General features: G+C 57.5%; 16 protein-coding genes and 1 pseudogene. 8 read left to right on the forward strand and 9 right to left on the reverse strand.

Features of this window, described 5'->3' with window-relative positions:
* Position 1: 1 nt before the first annotated feature.
* From FHT28_RS08790 to FHT28_RS08800, 3 genes are all read right to left on the reverse strand, one after another.
* Positions 2-727 (reverse strand): SDR family NAD(P)-dependent oxidoreductase, encoded by a 726-nt coding sequence (locus FHT28_RS08790; RefSeq protein ID WP_186453528.1) that lies wholly within the window; start codon positions 725-727, stop codon positions 2-4.
* Positions 724-1,209: a MarR family transcriptional regulator gene (locus FHT28_RS08795; RefSeq protein ID WP_092575326.1), complete on the reverse strand. Its 486-nt coding sequence runs from the start codon at positions 1,207-1,209 to the stop codon at positions 724-726. Before FHT28_RS08795 ends, FHT28_RS08790 begins: the two co-directional genes overlap by 4 nt.
* 277 nt (positions 1,210-1,486) lie before the next feature.
* Positions 1,487-3,133 carry an ABC transporter ATP-binding protein gene (locus tag FHT28_RS08800; protein ID WP_168596005.1) on the reverse strand — a complete coding sequence of 549 codons (1,647 nt, stop codon included), beginning with the start codon at positions 3,131-3,133 and terminating at the stop codon, positions 1,487-1,489.
* Positions 3,134-3,481: 348 nt separating this feature from the next.
* On the opposite strand from FHT28_RS08800, the pseudogene FHT28_RS08805 reads away from it, so the two are divergent.
* A pseudogene (locus FHT28_RS08805) lies at positions 3,482-3,700 on the forward strand (DDE-type integrase/transposase/recombinase); the annotation flags it as partial.
* Between the two features lie 443 nt (positions 3,701-4,143).
* On the opposite strand, the gene FHT28_RS08815 reads toward FHT28_RS08805, so the two are convergent.
* On the reverse strand, positions 4,144-4,362 hold the full coding sequence (locus tag FHT28_RS08815; RefSeq protein ID WP_037191065.1) for a conjugal transfer protein TraD: 219 nt from the start codon (positions 4,360-4,362) through the stop codon (positions 4,144-4,146).
* Positions 4,352-4,636, reverse strand: a complete 285-nt coding sequence (locus FHT28_RS08820) for a TraC family protein (protein ID WP_047555898.1) — start codon at positions 4,634-4,636, stop codon at positions 4,352-4,354. The genes FHT28_RS08815 and FHT28_RS08820 overlap by 11 nt, the downstream gene beginning before the upstream one ends.
* Before the next feature lie 177 nt (positions 4,637-4,813).
* Here FHT28_RS08820 and traA point away from each other — a divergent pair, with 177 nt between their 5' ends.
* A complete protein-coding gene (traA, locus tag FHT28_RS08825) occupies positions 4,814-8,779 on the forward strand; it encodes a Ti-type conjugative transfer relaxase TraA (RefSeq protein ID WP_168596006.1) in 3,966 nt (1,321 codons plus the stop codon).
* A 229-nt stretch (positions 8,780-9,008) separates the two neighbouring features.
* Complete coding sequence (locus tag FHT28_RS08830) at positions 9,009-9,587, forward strand: HlyD family secretion protein (protein WP_168596007.1); 579 nt, start codon at positions 9,009-9,011, stop codon at positions 9,585-9,587.
* 68 nt (positions 9,588-9,655) lie between these two features.
* Here FHT28_RS08830 and FHT28_RS08835 read toward each other — a convergent pair whose 3' ends face one another.
* From FHT28_RS08835 to FHT28_RS08850, 4 genes are read right to left on the reverse strand one after another with little or no spacing between them, the layout of a single operon-like run.
* Positions 9,656-10,741 carry an extracellular solute-binding protein gene (locus FHT28_RS08835; RefSeq protein WP_168596008.1) on the reverse strand — a complete coding sequence of 362 codons (1,086 nt, stop codon included), beginning with the start codon at positions 10,739-10,741 and terminating at the stop codon, positions 9,656-9,658.
* A gap of 44 nt (positions 10,742-10,785) precedes the next feature.
* The gene (locus tag FHT28_RS08840) at positions 10,786-11,583 is read right to left on the reverse strand and encodes an ABC transporter permease (RefSeq protein WP_047555902.1); all 798 of its coding nucleotides are present in this window, start codon (positions 11,581-11,583) and stop codon (positions 10,786-10,788) included.
* A 58-nt stretch (positions 11,584-11,641) separates the two neighbouring features.
* On the reverse strand, positions 11,642-12,547 hold the full coding sequence (locus FHT28_RS08845; protein WP_047555699.1) for an ABC transporter permease: 906 nt from the start codon (positions 12,545-12,547) through the stop codon (positions 11,642-11,644).
* Positions 12,544-13,662: an ATP-binding cassette domain-containing protein gene (locus FHT28_RS08850; protein WP_047555700.1), complete on the reverse strand. Its 1,119-nt coding sequence runs from the start codon at positions 13,660-13,662 to the stop codon at positions 12,544-12,546. The genes FHT28_RS08845 and FHT28_RS08850 overlap by 4 nt, the downstream gene beginning before the upstream one ends.
* A 252-nt stretch (positions 13,663-13,914) precedes the next feature.
* Here FHT28_RS08850 and FHT28_RS08855 point away from each other — a divergent pair, with 252 nt between their 5' ends.
* From FHT28_RS08855 to FHT28_RS08875, 5 genes are all read left to right on the forward strand, one after another.
* On the forward strand, positions 13,915-14,604 hold the full coding sequence (locus tag FHT28_RS08855; protein WP_168596009.1) for a GntR family transcriptional regulator: 690 nt from the start codon (positions 13,915-13,917) through the stop codon (positions 14,602-14,604).
* 108 nt (positions 14,605-14,712) lie between these two features.
* Positions 14,713-16,068: an aspartate aminotransferase family protein gene (locus FHT28_RS08860; RefSeq protein ID WP_168596010.1), complete on the forward strand. Its 1,356-nt coding sequence runs from the start codon at positions 14,713-14,715 to the stop codon at positions 16,066-16,068.
* Positions 16,068-17,783 (forward strand): acetolactate synthase catalytic subunit, encoded by a 1,716-nt coding sequence (locus tag FHT28_RS08865; RefSeq protein WP_113108959.1) that lies wholly within the window; start codon positions 16,068-16,070, stop codon positions 17,781-17,783. The genes FHT28_RS08860 and FHT28_RS08865 overlap by 1 nt, the downstream gene beginning before the upstream one ends.
* Entirely contained in the window at positions 17,780-18,556 is a 777-nt protein-coding gene (gene fabG / locus FHT28_RS08870; protein WP_047555705.1) for a 3-oxoacyl-ACP reductase FabG, read from the forward strand. The genes FHT28_RS08865 and fabG overlap by 4 nt, the downstream gene beginning before the upstream one ends.
* Positions 18,557-18,576: 20 nt before the next feature.
* Entirely contained in the window at positions 18,577-19,263 is a 687-nt protein-coding gene (locus FHT28_RS08875) for a response regulator transcription factor (RefSeq protein ID WP_047555707.1), read from the forward strand.
* Positions 19,264-19,281: the final 18 nt, after the last annotated feature.

Raw genomic sequence — 19,281 nt, forward strand, 5'->3', positions numbered from 1 at the left:
CTCAGTAAGACTCCTCTAGCTGGCAGTTGATCGCAAACTCCGCGACGCTTGCTTCGTTCGGCAGCTCGATCAGCATGGAAACGATGCGGGCGAGATCCTGAGGGCTCGTCATCTCGCTATCGGCCCTGCCGCTGATGCCGCGCGCCATGTCGGTTGCGACAAAACCTGGGCATATGGCCGTCGCGCGGATGCCGAGATCGAATCCTGCGTGGCGAAGCGCATGGGCGAGAGCGACAGCTGCGAATTTTGATACGGCATAAAGCCCGGATTTAGCGCTTTTGACCCGCTTGCCGGAAAGCGAACCAATGATAATGACGCGACCTCGGCCGCTTTCGGACAAAGCAGCCCAGGTGGCTTTTGCCAGACGCTGCGGGGCTTTGACATTGACCTCAAACAGCTGATCCATGTCGTTGTCATCAGCCTCGATGACGGTCTTGGGGATCATGATGCCGGCATTGGCAACGACTGCGTCGATGCGTCCGAAGGCATCGATTGCCGCATCGTTCCAGCGTATCCCGGCCTGCGCATCAAACGCGTCATAGGCAAAGATATGGACGCGAGCAGGGTCGGCCCAGGCCGGCATTTCCGGCTGCCGCATGCCGAGCGAAAGGCGCCAACCGCGGGCGGCCAATTCTTGCGCCAGGGCAGCACCGATGCCGCGGCTGGCACCCGATATCAAGGCGACGCGGTCTTCACTCACAGCCTTCTCCAATACTCGGTTCGTCATGATCGCTCCAAGATACGCCGATAGGTCCGGCGCAAGATGTCGAGGACCAGGTCGTGCTCTTCATCGGTCATCTCCGAAAAGAATTCGCGGGACTGCAGCGTCACCAGCCTGCGCACATGCTCTGCAAGCTGGGCACCTTTGTCGGTGATGTAGAGGGCTTGAGCGCGGCTATCCTCCGGTGCGATTTGTCGCCGCAGGAGCCCATGTCCCTCCATCTGATCGACAAGCCGCCCCATGGCCGAACGGTCCTTGAAAATCACCTGGGCGATCGTGGAAGGGCGGATGCCGGGATTTCCATCGACAAGAAAGAGCGTGGTGATCTTGCCCGTACCCTGGGCGACATCGAGACCTTCGAGCTTCTCGTCGAGATCGCGGGACACCGCGATGTTGATGCTGCGGATGTAAAAGCTCAGCGTATCCTCGAGCACATCGATGTCGATGTCCTTAACAGAGGTAGGGCCATTCTTGGTCGGTGTCGTCATGGCACGGGGCTCGCGATGGCAGCAGAAATCCACGCCCGCAATCCGTCAAGAAAGGGGATATCGCTGAGATGAACGACAATGGATCGTTTGAATTTTCAACGATATGAAACGTCGGATAGTGGACAAATGCAACTATTTTTTTCGACGTCGGTACAAATTTTAATCGCGGAAAGTCATTGCCTATTTCATAAGCTTGGTGCGCCGTGAAAAAGGCAACATGATCAGAAACATCCCGTTTTACATCCGCAGCAGTAGAGTCCCGGACAAGCGATCCCCTTTAAGCACTTGCTTCCCAGTCACCGCCGGGAATAGCTGCGACGAGGCGTTGCGTATAGGCGTGAGCTGGCGCCTGGAAAATCTGTGATGGTGGTCCATATTCGACGATCTCACCCTTGTACATCACCGCCACCTCGTCGCAGATCTGGCTTGCGACGCGCAGGTCATGGGTAATGAAGACCATCGCCACTTTGGTATCCTGCTGAATCTCGGCAAGAAGCTGAAGGATCTGCGCCTGAATGGAGACGTCGAGCGCGGACACGGCCTCGTCGGCTACGAGCAGCACTGGGTCGAACATCAACGCCCGCGCGATACCGATGCGCTGTCGTTGGCCTCCGGAAAATTCGTGCGGAAAGCGATCATAGGCGCCCTCGTCGAGGCCGACGCGTTTGAGCAGCCGCAACGCCTTGGCCCTGGCCTCCTGCATCGACATCGCGTGTGCCATCGGCCCGACCGTCAAAATTCGGCCGATCGTATGGCGGGGGTTGAGCGATGCAAACGGATCCTGAAAGATCATCTGGATATAGGGTCGCATCGGCCTGAACGCCTGATCGGACATGGTCGCGATATCGCGACCATCAAACAGAATCTTGCCGCCGTCCGAGTTCATCAGCTTCAGGAGCACGCGGCCGAGCGAAGACTTGCCCGAGCCCGATTCACCGACGACTCCGAGCGTGCGGCCCTTACGAATGGAGAAGCTGACATCGTTCACCGCATGCACAACCCGCGCTTTGGAGAAAAAGCCGCCACCGCTTCGATAGGTCTTGTTGAGGTTTTGCACCTCCAGCACGACAGGCGTGTCGGTGGCCCCCTCCCGATCCCTACCGGTCATTCGAGGAACGGCGGCGATCAGCCTTTGTGTATAGGGATGGGTCGGCTCCGTCAGGATCTGCAATGCGGGCCCCTGCTCGACCATACGACCCTTTTCCATGACGATAACCCGGTCGGCAATTTCAGCGACGACGCCGAAGTCGTGGGTGATGAACATGACGCTCATGTTCTTGCTCCGCTGAATCTTGCGAATGAGATCGAGAATCTGCGCCTGCGTCGTGACATCGAGCGCCGTGGTCGGTTCGTCGGCGATCAGGATATCGGGATCAAGCGCCAGCGCCATGGCGATCATCACCCGTTGGCGCTGGCCGCCAGACAGGCGGAAAGGATATTGATGCTGCAGCATGACAGGGGCGGGCAATCCAACCTCGGACAACAACTCCTGTACCTTTTCCTGCCGGCTCGAAGGGGTGCCGACCTTATGGGTCTCAAGGACCTCCAGGATCTGATCGCCGATCGTCATCAAGGGGTTCAGCGCCGAAAGCGGATCCTGGAAGATAATGGAGACAGCCCGACCGCGCAGCCCCTGAAGTCTTTTCGGATCAGCGCTCAAAAGGTCAATGCCCTGGAATCGGATGCTGCCGCTCGTGACCCGGATAACCGGCGCCAGCAGGCCCATGATGGCGTTCGCCGTTACCGATTTGCCGGAACCGGATTCACCGATAATGCAGAGAATGTCGCCCCTGTGCAGATCAAAGGAGATATCCTCGACCGCATAGGCGCGCTCCATGTTCTTGGGAAGGCTCACAGTCAGTCCACGCACCGAGAGAACCGGATCGCTGAAGGCAGCGACATTCTGGATATGGGATGGGGTCATGGAAACCTTCCTTGCTCTGAACCAGGGACAACACGCCGTCTCAGCGAGAACTCGTGATTGACAGAAGCAAGAAGGATGCCGGCATTACCGGACATGACGCAAGCAGAGAAATTCCTTGAGCGAATATTCAATTTCACGACGTCTGTGGCTTTTCGCAATCGTCCTTTGACGTTCAGGCGCTATCGACATTTCCTAGTGCTTGCTGGCTTGTAGGATTGGGAAAAGCCCGCCGACCATCTCGGCGTGCAATACGGGTCTCTTCAAGTGGGTGTTGCTGAAGAGCCCGGGGATGTCACTCCGTCGGACAGGTCAATTCACAAAGGCCCGGGGCCCAAGGCGCCGATGCTGGTCAAATATCTCAACATCATTGAACAGGACCACCGGTTTATCAAGAAGCTGAGCCGCCCGATGAGAGGCTTCAAATCTTTCTAGTCTGCGTCAGCAACCCTGGATGGCATCGCTGTGGCGCGTATGACCCGCAGTCACCAATTTCCAACCAGTGGCCAATCGGCATTTCAGCAATTCGCTGCACAATTGCGTCCGGCGATAGCTGTTTCTGCGGCCTAAAAAAGTTTGCGACAGCCAGCCCTAATCACGAGAAATTTGCCATTTGACGATTGGACGAAAACACTGAGGTCCGAGCGCCTGGCGCTCCGCACGACCTCATCATCCACCAGGTCAACATCCTCGAGATGGAACGGCGAAAGCTATCGTCTCGCTCAAAGCCGCGCCAGAAAGGCAGGCTAAGATCCTTTGGGAAATCACTACGCGCGCAAGACGCCCCGGCTCGGGCTACGCCCTCCCGGCCGTCTCATACGCGCGTAAAGCGTGGCCGACTTTCACTCCGCCGCGTGGCAGGGTTTTGCTCCGCCCTTGACACGCCTCTGAAAGATTTTTGCGTTCCGCGGGGTTGCTATCCGGGCGAAGAGCCTTCAGTAGGTCCTCCTTGAAGAATTGATGCGTAAGACCGGGCTGCGTTTCTTGCAAAAGGTTCAGTGACTGAAGTGACTTTACCGCACTGACCGATCCGCCGATCGCGCGGATGCGTTGAATTCTTCAATCCCGATACTGCGCAGTTGTTCATATTCGGGAGCGCCGGGAAACAGCTTCGCCAATGTTACGAGGCCGCCCAGCAAGAATGCTCGATCAGCATCTCCTAGGCCCGCTCTTACGACCATTGCACCTAGCAAAGCCTGCTGACGCCGTTGAGCCGTTTGCTCAGCCGACATGCGGATGTTCCTTAGCCGTTCCAGACCTATGATCCGCCGGTTGAGACGTTTCAGAGGTGGTGAGAGAGGTCTCTTTTGTCTGCCTGCGAAATCGAGCGGCAATCTCGTTAAAGAGTGCGTCGATCTGCGTGTCGGTAATCTCCATCTCGGCCACGCCCGACTTTGTTGCCGCACGTGCAAATCGTTCGGCAGACTTAACTATCAATAATCTTTTACGTTCCATCAGCGCCTGAATTTGAGTGTCGAGATCTAGAACCGTTGATTTTGAAGCCATATTATCCATATCCCCGTGTCGGTGAAGCTAGCTAGATGCCATTATACTGACTAGTAAGAGTTAGTAAAATAGATTATTTTGATCCGATAGAACCCGTCAGGCGAAACAAATGCCTCGCGTTGGCGGTTCAGGGAGCGATTTGACGGATGCATACTGAACTAGACGGAGAAACGACTATTGCCGATCATGTTTGTTAGGGCACAACTGATCAGTCGAGGCGCTGGACGTTGCGTGATTGCCGCCGCCGCCTATCGCCATCGTAGCCGGATGATCGATAAACAGACCGGCATAGCCTACCGTTCTCGGGGCGATACCGCGGAACTGGTGCATGAAGAATTGGCGCTTCCTGCGGACGTGCCGACCTGGCTAAGCAACGCGATCGAGGGCCGATCCGTGGCCGGCGCCAGCGAGATTCTTTGGAATGCGGTTGAAGAGTTTGAGACGAGAGTGGATGCCCAGCTGGCGCGCGAGTTGATCATCGCACTGCCGGAGGAACTCACACACGAGGAGAACGTGACTCTGATGCGCGAATTCGTGCGCGATCAAGTGACAGCGCGCGGCATGGTCGCCGACTGGGTTTATCACGATAAGCCGGGGAACCCGCACGTCCATCTGCTAATGACCTTGCGGCCTCTGGCGGAAAATGGATTCGGGTTGAAGAAGGTGGCGGTCATCGACGATGACGGTCAGCCGGTGCGCATGCCGGCGTTGGATGCCTCGAAGAAGGGCAAGCAGGTCTATCTGAGATGGGCCGGAGACAAGGAAACGATGAGGCAGTGGAAGTTCGCCTGGGCCGAAATGGCGAGCCGGCATTTGGCGCTCGCCGGCCATGATGTTCGTCTCGATGGCCGCTCTTATGAGGAGCAAGGGATCGGCGGACTTGCGCGGCACCATCTCAGTCCGGCTAAGGCAGCGTCGCAGCGACAGGGCGCACAGATGTTGTTCGCACCCGCCGAACTTGCGCGGCGGCAGGCCATGGCCGACCGGTTGTTGAGGAATCCCGAGCTGTTGCTGACCCAGCTTTCCAACCAATATTCCACCTTCGATGAACGCGACATCGCCAGAGCGCTCAACCGCTACATCGACGATCCCGCAGCCTTCGCAAATATCCGCGCTAAGCTGATGATGTCGGATGAACTGGTGCTCTTGAAGCCGCATCAGGCATATTGGGAGAGTGACGCGTCAACAGAACCTGCAGTCTATACAACGCGCCAGACGTTGCGCACCGAATGGGAGATGGTAAAATCTGTAGAGGTATTGGTAAGAAGCGGCGGCTTCGCGATTGGCGCGAAACGGGTACGTGCCGCAATCGAACGACTTGAACACCGTGATCCCAATCTGTTGTTCCGGTTGGATGCTGAGCAAGTGGATGCGGTACATCATGTTACCGGAGACAGCGGGATTGCGGTTGTCGTCGGCCTTGCCGGTGCCGGCAAGTCAACACTGTTGGAGGCTGCCCGTCTTGCTTGGGAAGGTGATGGTCGGCAGGTGGTCGGGGCAGCGCTTTCGGGCAAGGCGGCCGAAGGTCTGGCGGTGAGCTCCGGCATCCAGTCACGCACACTGGCTTCTTGGGAGCTTGCCTGGAGCAAGGGCCGTGATCTGCTTGGGCCCGGCGACGTGCTCGTCATCGATGAGGCCGGCATGGTGTCATCGCGTCAGATGGCGCGGATGTTAAGGGCGGGAGAGCAGGCAGGAGCCAAGGTGATACTGGTCGGCGATGCCATGCAGTTGCAGCCGATCGGGGCAGGGGCCGCCTTCCGCGCCGTCGCCGAGCGCATCGGCTTCGCTGAACTGTCCGATGTGCGTCGGCAGCAACAGCAATGGGCCCGCGCTGCATCGAGGCAATTTGCCGAAGGCGCGGTGGAACAAGCGCTCGATGCCTACGCCGCCCAGGGTCATATCATCGAGACGCAAAGCCGCGACGAGGCGATCGACAGGATCGTCGCCGATTGGTCGCAGGCAAGGAAGGAGCGTCCGGACGACCGCAAAATTGATCGCAAACAGAGCCCTACTCGGGACCAGACGGAAGCTATTCTTGATAGCCGCGCTTATCCAGATCCTCATCTAAGGGGCGACCAACTCTTAGTGCTTGCCCATACGAATGAGAGCGTGAAGCGCCTAAATGAGGCATTGCGTTCGGTGATAAAGGAGGAAGGGTTTTTGAACCATCCTCGCTCATTTCGGACCGAACGAGGCATGCGTGAGTTCGCCGCTGGCGACCGTATCATCTTCCTGGAAAATGCTCGCATACCCGATCCTGGCCGAACAAAGCCGACGATGCAGCCGGTCAAGAATGGCATGCTAGGCACGGTTATGTCGACGACGGATCGGTTTGGCGCTACGCTATTCACGGTACGCCTCGACAATGGCCATATGGTCGTATTCGGCGAACGTCATTATCGTAACATCGATCACGGCTATGCGGTGACAATCCATAAATCGCAAGGAGCGACGGTCGAGCGCAGTTTCGTGCTGGCGAGCGGCATGATGGACCGCCATTTGACCTATGTGGCGATGACCCGTCATCGTCATCGCGCCGACCTCTACGCAGCACGAGAGGATTTCGCGCCGCGGCGGCGATGGGACGGAAAGACACGCGTCGCCCATAGTGCCGGCGTGACCGGCGAACTTATCGAGACTGGTCAAGCAAAGTTCCGCGAGGGAAGCGAGGTTGATCCGACGCCCTATGCCGATCTCAGGACGGACGACGGCAAGCGACATCGAATGTGGGGCGTTAGCCTACCGGCAGCCCTTGCGCAAGCCAACATCAACATTGGTGATAGCGTTACGTTGCGAAAAGACGGAATGGAGCCCGTCACGGTCAAAGTGCCCGTTATCGACGAAGAGACGGGCGCGAAGCGCTACGAGGAGCGGCGGGTCGAGCGCAATGTCTGGACGGCAATTCGGGTAGAGTCAGCTGGGGAGAGACAGTCACGGATTGAAATGCAGAGTCATCGCCCGAAACTGTTCAACGAGCTCGTCGAACGCCTTTCGCGCTCGGGCGCCAAGTCGACGACACTCGACTATGAGGCGGAAGACGGCTACCGGCGATATGCAAGGGATTTCGCCCGCCAGCGCGGGATCGTCTGGCTGGCGGACAAGGTCGGTGCCATCGAGGATGCCGTCCACAGACAATTGGCCTGGTTCGCGGAAAAGAGGGAGCAGCTTGCTGCTCTCTGGGAACGGGCGGGCAATGCGCTATCGTCCGCTATCGAGAAGGATCGGCGTGTAATCTATGGCGACGCAAGGCACGTTTTGCGAGATATCGACTCGGAGGATGGTGTAGTCAGCGCGTTAGCACGCAGGGAGCTGGGACATTCGTCGACCGTTGCCACCGCAGCAATGCAGCGAACCTTGCGTTCAACTGATGCCTCCGCTCCACCAATACTTCCCGCGGTGACCGAGTTCAGGACGTCGATCGAGGAGGAGGCGCGCGATCGGACACTGGCTAAACCTCACTATCATCAGGCGCGAAAGGCCTTGACGCAGGCCGCGGAGCGCATATGGCGTGATCCGGCAGGCGCGGTGCAGATGATCGAAGATCTCGTCGTCAGAGGTGTCGCACCCGGTCGGATTGCCGCTGCCGTGGACAGCGATCCCGCCGCTTACGGAGCGTTGCGTGGCTCGGGCAGGATGTTGGATCGGTTGCTGGCTGCCGGGCGCGAGCGCAGGCAGGCGAGCGAGGCCGTTGCAAACGCCGCGACGCGCCTCTCCTCATTGGCTTCGACCTATGCGTCCTCGTTCGAGACGGAGCGTCAAGCCGTCGAAAACCAGCGTCGGCGCATGGGCATCGCCATTCCAAGCCTGTCGCAAGTAGCCCAACGCGAACTGACGCGAATTATGGCAATGGTGAAGCAGAACAGACAGTTATCGGAGGAGATGATCGCCGGGCTCGATCCGAAAATCCGGGATGAATTTGCCACGGTTAGCACTGCGCTTGATGCTCGCTTCGGACGCGGCGCCGTCTTGCGCAACGACAACGATCTAGTCAGCCTAGTGCCTCCTGAAATACGAAAGACATTCGGCGCAGTGCGAGATAACTTTAAAATCCTACAACAGATCGCTCGTCTCGATGAAAACCAGAGGATTATTTCAGAGCGCAAGGCGCGGGTTGCGGGTCAAACGCGGACCATGGAAAGATAGACCTGGGGCAACGGGTAACCATGCCTTAACATCGAGTCCGAGGAAAGAATACTCATGGTGCCAACCGATAACCACGAGCAAAGTGGAGTCTTCGATGGGGATCTAAAAGCCAGCCTCGCCCACTGTTTTGAGCGCATATAGGACTTGGACTGCCAACGCCGCCCATTTTGATCAATGCTCGGTTATCCGCTCGACGCTGGTTGATCAAGACGCCGGTTCAAAGGCCGGTATGATCGCCGTTGTTGAGACGGACCAGAAGGAGGAGACGCTCGCCGCGGAGACCGGCCAGCTCGAAGAGCCAAAGGCGTCACTGGCGGTCACCACGAGCGATGGAGGGAAGACGGTTAGTACCTCTGTCGCTGACAATGTTCAGAAGGCGGGAGATGCTCACGGCAAGCCGACGAACTGGGACGATCAGCACTCCGATCGATGGCACCATCCGGTCGGCCTCGATCAACAAGCCTATATTCCGAACAGCGACATCGGCTTCGTGTCGGTCGGGCAACCGGCCGTGGTCAAGATCGAGGCGTTCCCGTTCACGCGCTATGGCGTGATCCATGGTCGCGTGACGGCTGTCGCCACCGACGCCATTCCGGAGCCGGATGCCAACCAGCTCGCGGGCGATCCGACCAAGCTGCCACAGGCAACCGTGCCAACGGCGAATGTGCAGCGGGTTCAGAACCTCGTCTTCCCCGTTACCATCAAGCTCGACAGCAGCGTCATGAACGTTGACGGCAATTCGGTAACCCTGTCTCCCGGCATGGCCGCGACGGCAGAGATCAAGACCGGTAGACGAGGGATCCTCTAATATCTGTTCTCGCCGATCGTCGAAGTCACGTCGTAGGCCATGCAGGGACGGTGAATCGAATCCACTCACTAGCGAATCCAATTGTTCCAGCGTTGAAGCAACATTGCATTGTTGGCGTTGATCCAGTCCGCATCCGGCACGACAATGTAATCGCGAACATCCTCAGCGCTTGGCATGGTCTTTCTAACCTCCTCAGGGATCAGTGCAGCCGCCTCGATGCTGGGAGGAGTGCAGGACAGAATAGTGCAGGCCTGTGCCTGAGCTTCGGGAGAGTTTAGCCAGAAGGCAATCAGTTTCAGTGCATTGTCGTGATGGGGCGCACCTTTGATCAGTGCGATGCGATCGCCAACCAGAAAGGATGCCTTATAGGACCAGCCAATGGGCAGACCCTCAGTTTGCATCGCCTTTGCTCGCGTTAACCAGATCTGGCCGAGTGAATAATCGCCATTGCGGAAACCCTGCACGCTCTGATCGCCAGTCTTCCACCAGATCGAGACAGCTGGGCGGATTTGATCAAGCCTCTTCAACGCACGATCGACATCGAGAGGAAACAACTTGTCTCGCGGTACGCCATCGGACAGAAGGGCAGCTGCCATCACCCGCCAGGGATCGTCAAAGTTGGGAAACGCACGCCCACCCGGAAATTTCTTCGTATCCCACATATCCGCCCATGTCTCCGGCAGGGGATCGCCGACCTTGCCAACCCGATAGGCCAGCAGAGTGGCCGTCGACTGAAGAAGAGCGCCGCCGGCCACACAGGCGTGAGGTCCAAGATCCTTGCGGTCGATAAATTGGCGGCAGAACTCGGTGAGATCCTCCGTGACCTCACGATGTGCTTTTGAGGCTGCCTGTATCTCGCCGTCAAGGTATAGATCCCAGGTGACGTTGCCTGTCTTTACCATTGCACTGGCTTTGGCGCGCATTTCAGCATTGGTGGCGACAACCGTCACAACCTCGATGCCTGTGGCCTTGGTGAATGGGTCGAACCACGCCTCTTTAAGGGCCCGGTCATACGCCCCACCGGTTGAGGCGATGATGACTTGTCCTGCAGCTGTCGCCGATTGTGGAGGGGCAAGTAGCCCCAGGAGGCCGGCAGCAGCATAGGCCAATCGCCGGAGTTGGAATTTACGTGTCGGATAGCTTTCAGATGACATGGAATGTTCTCTTTGTGTGTGTTTTGAATTTGTTGGCTTCGGCGTCATTGACCGGCTTTGCGGGCGGTCAGCAGGTGTGTCGTTCCCATCAGAAGCAAGGAGACGGCGACGAAAACCGCAGACGCAGCGGCAATCACCGGCGTCAGATTGAAATCGATGTCTTCGAACATCTTACGCCCGATTGATTTTCCGCCGGTGTCCGAGATGAAAAAGGCGACAGTCGCCTCGTCGAATGATGCAAGGAAGGCGAAGACGGAGGCAGATGCGATGCCGGGCGCAATATTAGGCAGCACAACTCGAAAGAATGTCTGCAGCCGGTTTGCGCCACAGCTCAACCCCGCAAGCTCCAACGTCGGATCGAGGCGCTGGAGCGATGCCGTAACCGTAATAACGACATAGGGGATGGCAAGCACGGTATGTGCGATCAGAAAACCGATAAAGCTTCCAGTAAGCTGCAACGGTGAGAAGACCAGATATAGGGCAACGCCGAAGACGACATGCGGAACGATCATTGGCCCAACCGACAGGACCTGAAGCGCGTTTTTGAAGGGAAGATCCCCCCGGACGATGGCAAGCGACGCCATGGTTCCTATGATGGTGGCGCTTGCAGTTGTCGCAATTGCGATCTTGATACTAAACCATGTCGCCGCCATCCAGTCCGGATCACTGAAATAGACCTGATACCAGTGCCAGGTCAGTCCCTGCGGCGGGAACTGAATGTAATCGGTTTGGCTTAGCGACATCGGGATGATGAGCAGCGTCGGCAGAATTAGAAAGAACAGGATGCTTCCGACGAGCACGCCAGCACCGATGAGCGCTGCTGCCCTGCCAAGGGGATGCAAAGCCGCGAGCCTGAGCCTGCCGGTCGCAGCGAAAAGTGGTGGCAAGGTGGAAGATTGATCAATGAACACTGCTGAATCCTTTGCTGAAGGAAAGCGCCTTGCGAAATACGACGATGAAGACGATCGTCATGGCGAGAAGAACCGTCGACAGGGCGGCGGCAAATGGCCAGTCGAGTAGAACAGTGGTCTGCTGGCCGATCAGGTTCGCCATCAGCATCGAACCCGGGCCTCCGACCAGAGCCGGCGTGATGTAAAAGCCCAGCGCAAGAACGAAACACATGGTTGCGCCGGCAAAGACACCTGGGAGGCTGAGCGGCAAGGTCACGAAGAGGAAGGTCCGGATCGCCCCGGCTCCAAGATTGCGTGCCGCTCGGGCATAGTCCTGTGGGAGCATTTGCAAGGTGGAAAAGATTGGGACAATGACGAAGGGCAGGAGCACATGCGTCATCGCCAGCACGACGGCACCTTGCGTGTAGAGAAGCTTGAGCGGTCCATCCGTCAGGTTTGTCGCGACGAGTAATGAATTGACGATGCCGTGACGCTGAAGCAGCACGATCCAGGCATATGAGCGGATGAGAACCGAGGTCCATAACGGAATGAAGACGCATGCCGCAATGACCAAGGCCAGCCTCCCTTTGAGGCGGGCCATGGCAAGGGCGACGGGGTAGCCTATGAAAACGCAACTAACGGTGACAGCAGTGGCGATTCCCACGGTATTCGCAAGAACGGCCGCGTAGAGAGGATCATCCAGAAGGCGCCCGTAATTGGCGAATAGGCCTCCGATAAAGCTGAGGGTGATTAACTTGGTCAAAGGATAAAGGAAGCCGATCGCATAGATCGCCAGAAGCGGCAAGACCAGCAGCCAGGAAGAGATGGCTGCATGGTGTCGTGCAGAACCGGGCCGCATCCATGTGGCCGGCCGTAACTGGTTTGTCGCGGTCGAAGGGGAAGCTGGCAAGGTCATGCGGCAAATCCTTCCTTGATCGGGAAGGTTTGCACCCTCGCTTCATCGATCAGGAGATTGACACTGCTTCCTTGCTCGAAGGCCGTCGCTTGTCCGGCGGGCATCTGCACCCGCAGGACAACGCTGGGCAATCTTGTGAGGCGGACAAGCAGGATGTTGGTCGAGCCGAAGAAGACAGATGCCTCTACGATGCCGGCACCCGTACTGTCGCGATTTTGGCCTGATGGTGCCAGACTTATATGTTCGGGCCTGATGGCAAGGTGAAGCGGTGAACCCTTTACCAAATGGATGGCACTGCCATCCGAAACGGTTGGAGCCCTCAACAGGACGTCTTCCGCTACCTGAAATACATGCTTGCCGCTCTCGGTCCCGACATAAGTACCGGGCACGAAGTTCATCACGCCTATGAAGTCAGCGACGAAGGCGTTGGCAGGTTTGCCGTAAAGCTCGGTAGGCGTTCCTATCTGCTGCAATTCGCCTTGCCGCATGACCGCAACTCGATCGGACATCGCCAGAGCTTCATCCTGATCGTGTGTGACATAGACAACGGTCGCGCCGAGTCGCTGCTGTATGCGTTTGAGCTCGAATTGCATCGCCTCGCGCAGCTTCTTGTCGAGTGCGCCAAGTGGCTCATCCATGAGAATGACCGGCGGATCGAAGACCAGCGCTCGGGCAACCGCAACCCGCTGCTGCTGCCCGCCTGATAGTTGGTTCGGATAGCGATCCCGGTATTCGGACAGTTGAACGAGTTGAAGTATCTCCTCCAGTCGCGATTTAAGCGGCGCTCCCGAAAGCGCGCGGCGCATCTTCAGCGGAAACGCAATGTTCTGCCCTACCGTCAGATGCGGAAACAACGCATATTTTTGAAAGACCATGCCGATATCACGACGGTTGGGTGGCAGAGGCGTGACGTCTTTGTCGCCAATGCGGATCGTCCCCGCGGTCGGCATCTCGAAGCCGGCAATCATTGTCAGCAGCGATGTCTTGCCGGATCCAGACGGACCGACGATCGAGACGAACTCGCCCGGTTCGATCTCCAGATTTGTGCATCTGACAGCCCAGATGTCTGCATAGCGTTTTTGGAGTTCCGAAAGGATCAATCTTCGGCCAATCAAATCATTACCCTCCTTCTGTTGAGCGAGAATTCCCCAATTTTTTCGCGCAGCCTTAGCCATCCGCGAACGGTGCTAGCCTCTTTTTGGCAGCCCGGCAGATCGCTTGAATGCACATTTCATTGAACCAGCAGCCCCGTGACAGTCACAAAGCGGGCTGCTAAAGCTATTTTGATGTGACAATCGCTTTGCGAAAACTTCACATAATCTTTTTGTTGCATCAAAATACTGGCCTGTCAACAGCGGGAACGGAAAATGATATTAGAACTGGCAGAAGGTGCGGGTTTGGATAGGCAGGCTAGCGGGTTGGGAGATGCCGCATATCGGGAAATGAAGGAGCGCTTGATCCGAGGTGTCTATGAGCCCGGCTACAAGATGACGGTACGCGCCGTCGCTGAGGAGCTGGGGATCAGTTCGACGCCTGCTCGCGATGCCATCAATCGCCTGATCGGCGACGGCGCACTGGTTTACGCCGGTCCCAAGACGGTGATTGTTCCCGTTCTCAGGGAGTCGGATTTAAAGGAGATAACCTCGATCAGACTTGCTCTGGAGGGTCTTGCGGCCGAGCGGGCGGCGTTGCATGGGAATAGTCAAGATATTGATAAATTACGACAAATTCAGGATGAGATCAATTCGGCTCTGGAGGTGGGTGACTACACGGCAGCGCTTCGGCACAACAAGGAATTTCATTTCTCGGTCTATCGCATGGCAGGCCTTCCTTATCTAGTCTCAATGATTGAAGGGCTCTGGCTGCGCATCGGTCCGTCGCTCTACAACCTCTATCCGGAGTTTGCTGAAGAGAAGTACGGCGTGCGCAATCATGAGATGGCAATGGAGGCGCTCGCTGAGCGTGATGGCGCCGCTTTGAGGGCCGCCTTTGAGAGCGATATCCGCGATGGCTATCGCAGCCTGCGGCGCGCGGCGAGGAGAAATTTGGGCTCTTGATGTCAAAATTTTGATGCATTGACTTGACGGCGAGTAATTTTGTTGCAACAAAAATATAAAGGCGGTGCAAAGACACGCGTCTGAACTTGCAACAGAAAGCCTCCTATCATGTTTACGGACAAAGCTCAGGGACGAGGCTGGTCGGCTATTCGAGCCCGATCAGCTCATCTCTTTCGCCGGGGAAAAGGCGTTTTTCCGGCTGGTGTTACACGCTCCACGATCGAGAGGGATCCCATCCCGATCTACGTCGCCAAAGGCGAGGGAGCCTATGTCTGGGATGCGGACGGCAACCGTCTGCTCGACCTCAACAACAACTTTACGACATTGATCCATGGCCACGGTTTCGCGCCCGTCATGGAGGCCGTCGAAAAAGTCTTGAAAATGGGCACATGTTTCGCCAATCCCACGGAATATGAGATCGCGCTAGGCGAACTACTGGTCTCGCGCCTACCGGCGATGGAACAGGTGCGTTTCGTCAATAGTGGTACCGAAGCCGTCATGTTTGCCATCAAGGCTGCGCGGGCCTTCACCCGACGATCAGCAATTGTCCGCTTTGCGGGTTCCTATCATGGCGCCTATGACTGGGCCGAGGCCGGTCAGGGTGGCGTGATCGTAGACGACGCTTCCGGGAGAAATTTGCCTAAGCTCGGTTATCCCGGCGCGCCGCAATCGATCGCCGACAATGTCCTTGTTCTGAATTTTAACGATGTTGCCGGTATAGAGCATTCAATCGCGCCGAGAGCAAACGACGTCGCTGCCATTCTCATCGATCCGATGCCGAGCAGGGCAGGCCTGCTGCATCCGGCGCCCGACTTCATCGCTACAGTATCCGCCGTCGCCCGCAAATACGGCATTCTTGTCATTGCCGATGAAGTTCTCAATCTAAGGCAGGGTTTTGCCGGTGCTTCGGCCCGCTATGGTCTTGAACCGGATCTGATCACAGTCGGCAAGATCATCGGGGGCGGCTTTCCAGTGGGCGCCATTGGTGGCCGCACGGACGTCATGGCTGTGTTCGGTAGTGACGATGAGGCGCCGCTCCTTTCACAAGGCGGTACGTTTTCGGCGAATCCCGTGTCCATGGTTGCCGGAAAGGCTGCAATGGAGGCCATGACGCTCGAAGCCTTCGACCGTCTAGAGCGATTGGGGGATGGTTTGCGCAAGGGGTTGGCGGATGTAGTCCTGAAACGGAGCGCCCCGTTTTCAGTTTCCGGAGCGGCGTCTTTGTTTCGCATCCATCCGAGGAGGATCGCGCCGACGAGTTTCCATATGGCGACCATGACATCGGAGGAGAATGACGTCATGCGGGCGCTCTCGCGACATTTCCTGGCATGCGGGATTTTGCTGCCGTTCGGCGCCGCGGCATGCCTGTCGACACCGATGTCTGACGCCGATGTCGAAAGCGTTGTCGCAGCATTTGATGACTTTCTGGAAAAGAACAGCAGAACGGATTGGGAGGGACGGTAATGAAAGAAACCTCAATGATGGGTACGGTCGCCGATCGGATCGCAGAAGCGCTCGGACGTCATGGTGTTGAAATGATTTTCGCCCAGAGCCTGCCGTCCGCGCTCATCCTTGCCGCCGAGGCGCGCGGCATTCGCCAGATTGCCTATCGGCAGGAAAACATGGGGGGAGCCATGGCGGATGGCTATGCCCGTAGCTCCGGAAAAGTCGGGGTTGTTGCCGCCCAGAATGGCCCGGCCGCGACCCTGCTTGTGCCGCCATTTGCCGAGTGCCTGAAGGCGAGCATTCCGGTTGTAGCAATGGTCCAGGATGTTGAGCGTGACCAGACGGACAGGAACGCTTTCCAGGATTTTGATCAGATAGCCCTGTTCCAATCCTGCACCAAATGGGTCCGGCGCGTCACAGTTGCTGAACGGGTCGACGACTACGTCGATGCGGCATTCACTGCCGCCACCTCCGGTCGCCCCGGCCCAGTAGCATTGCTGTTGCCGGCTGACCTCTTACGTTCGCCCACGCCCGTCGCCGGAGCACCCCGCATCAGCAATCTCGGACGATGGCCGCTTGATCGAACCCGACCATCGGATCACGATCTGCAAACAGCCGCCGAACGGATCGCCAATGCCCGATCGCCCGTCGTTCTTGCCGGCGGCGGTATCCACTGTGCTGGGGCAGCTGAAGAACTGGCACGTTTGCAGGATGAGGCAGGCCTGCCTGTCTTCACGACCAATATGGGGAAGGGCGCTGTCAGCGAATTCCATCCACTGTCTGCCGGTGTCCTGGGCTCTCTGGTCGGCCCGCGATCCCTTGGCTTCTACAGCCATGAGCTTATGTCAGAAGCGGATCTGGTCGTCCTTGTCGGGACGCGCACCAATCAGAACGGCACTGACAATTGGCGACAGATACCGGCCAAGGCAAGTGTGATCCATATCGATATAGATCCAACGGAGGTGGGCCGAAATTATGAGGCTCTCCGACTTGTCGGCGACGCGAGGGAAACATTGGCGGCGTTGCGCCGGTCGCTTGAAAGCTGCGACCTCGCGCTCAGACGAAACTTGCGCGCGCCTCTCGAAGAGCGGATTGCTTCATTCTGGCGACATTTCGATGAAGCGCGCCATACCCAGTATGCCTCGGTCGATTCTCCCATTCGTCCGGAGCGGGTCATGGCTGAGTTGCAGCCCTGGCTGCAGCGCGATATCGCAATCGTCGCGGACGCCAGCTATTCCTCCATGTGGATTCTTGGGCAGCTGAGGGCGCCACGGGCGGGCATGCGTTTCATCACACCGAGAGGCCTAGCCGGACTTGGTTGGGGTTTTCCGCTTGCGCTCGGCGCTAAGGCTGCCGAGCCGAAGCGTCCAGTGGTCGCGGTCGTCGGCGACGGCGGTTTTGCCCATAGCTGGGCCGAGCTCGAAACGATGATGCGGATGCGTTTGCCGGTGACCATCATCGTGCTCAACAATGGCATTCTGGGTTTTCAGCGCGATGCCGAGACTGTGAAGTTCGGCCAATATACCTCCGCGTGCCATTTCGCCGAAGTCGATCACGCCGCGCTTGCGAAAGCCTGCGGATGCCCTTCGATCCGCATTAACGATCCCGCAGCAATCGCAGCAGCTCTGAAACGTGGCATCGAAGGAAACGAACCGCTGCTCATCGAAGTGATGACGGATCCAGAGGCACATCCACCCCTGTCACTGTTCGCTGAGATGGATCGTGCAGCATGACCTCGGCTTCTCGGCAAAAGCTTGCTGTCGTGACCGGCGGCAGCTCGGGAATCGGCTTGGCAACCGCTGCAAGCCTGCTCGCGCATGGCTACAAAGTGGCTATTTTCGGGCAGCGCCGGGACCATGTCGCAGCCGCAGAGCAAATGCTTTCGGCGCGGTTCGGCGCTGAGAATGTCTTTGCTCGGACGGTGAACTTGGCCAAGCCGATACAGATACAACGGTTCTTCCATGCGCTGGAGCGCGAGTGGACCACGGCGGATATCCTCATAAGCAACGCGGGTATATCCCCAAAGGGCGAAAACGGTGCAACACCATTCCTACAGATCACCACCAACGAGTGGCACTCGGTTCTCGCGGTCAACCTGACTGGCGCAATGCGGTGTTGCCAGGCCGTCCTACCGCACATGATCGACCGTGATTTCGGGCGCATCGTGTTCATCAGTTCGATTGCTGGCCGCACGATTCCACAGATATCGGGTGCAGCTTACGCCGCGTCGAAGTCAGCGCTTGCCGGGTTGGCTCGCTCGCTAGTAGCTGCCTCTGCCGGTCACCGCATTACCATCAATCTTGTGGCTCCCGGCAGGATTGCGACGCAAATGGCAGGGGCACCAGACGGTGAGACCAACAGGGCTGCGCTTGCTCGCATTCCACTCGGACGGATCGGGACACCGGAGGATGTTGCGGCCGCCATCTGCTTTCTCGTCTCGGAAGAGGCGGGGTTCATCAATGGTGCCGTGCTGGATGTGAATGGCGGTGAGTTTGCTCCGCTATAATACAAGCCGGAGGAGGAGATATGGATTTTCGAATTCTTGTCCATTCGCACGATGTGCAAATGTTTCTGCTTCTGCAACATCTTCTCGCCATTGACGGGTTTCCTGTCGCACTTGTGCGCACTTTGGACGAAACGGTGCGCGCACTGCGTGACGATAGCGTGCGAGTCGTCATCATGTATGGCGCGTCCTCTGAAATGGGCCCTGGGGGCTTGCGATCTCTCAAGGTCGCACGGCCTGAAATCGCAATTGCTCTCCTTTGCAATGAATTCGACAAATTAAGGGATCCATTGTTCGAAAAGGATGGTGCCGATCTTGTTTTAACGCGCCCCTTTGATCCGGTTCGTCTCATCGCATTTCTTCGCTGCCTCAGGTCAGATGCTCTGATCGAAAAAAGCGGCGTCGCGGCAGAGGCCAATGTGCTTCGCTACGCCGACCTCGAAATGAATTCAGCTACCGCCAAGGTGCATAGAAGTGGTCACGATGTCCCATTGACCGCCTTGCAGTTCCGCCTGCTACGCCATCTCTTGCAAAATCCTGAAGCTGTTCAAAGCCGTGAGACGCTGATTGATGCAGCGTGGCCAGCGGATGCTGATGTTGAGCCACGGACGGTGGATATTCATATAGGTCTCATTCGCAAGGCACTTCGAACGTTGGGGCCGGATCTCATTCGTACTGTTCGTACGCGTGGCTATGCGCTGACCAACTAGTTCAGCCTGCGGCTGAAC

Source organism: Rhizobium sp. SG570, assembly GCF_012275345.1.
Lineage (GTDB): Bacteria > Pseudomonadota > Alphaproteobacteria > Rhizobiales > Rhizobiaceae > Rhizobium > Rhizobium lusitanum.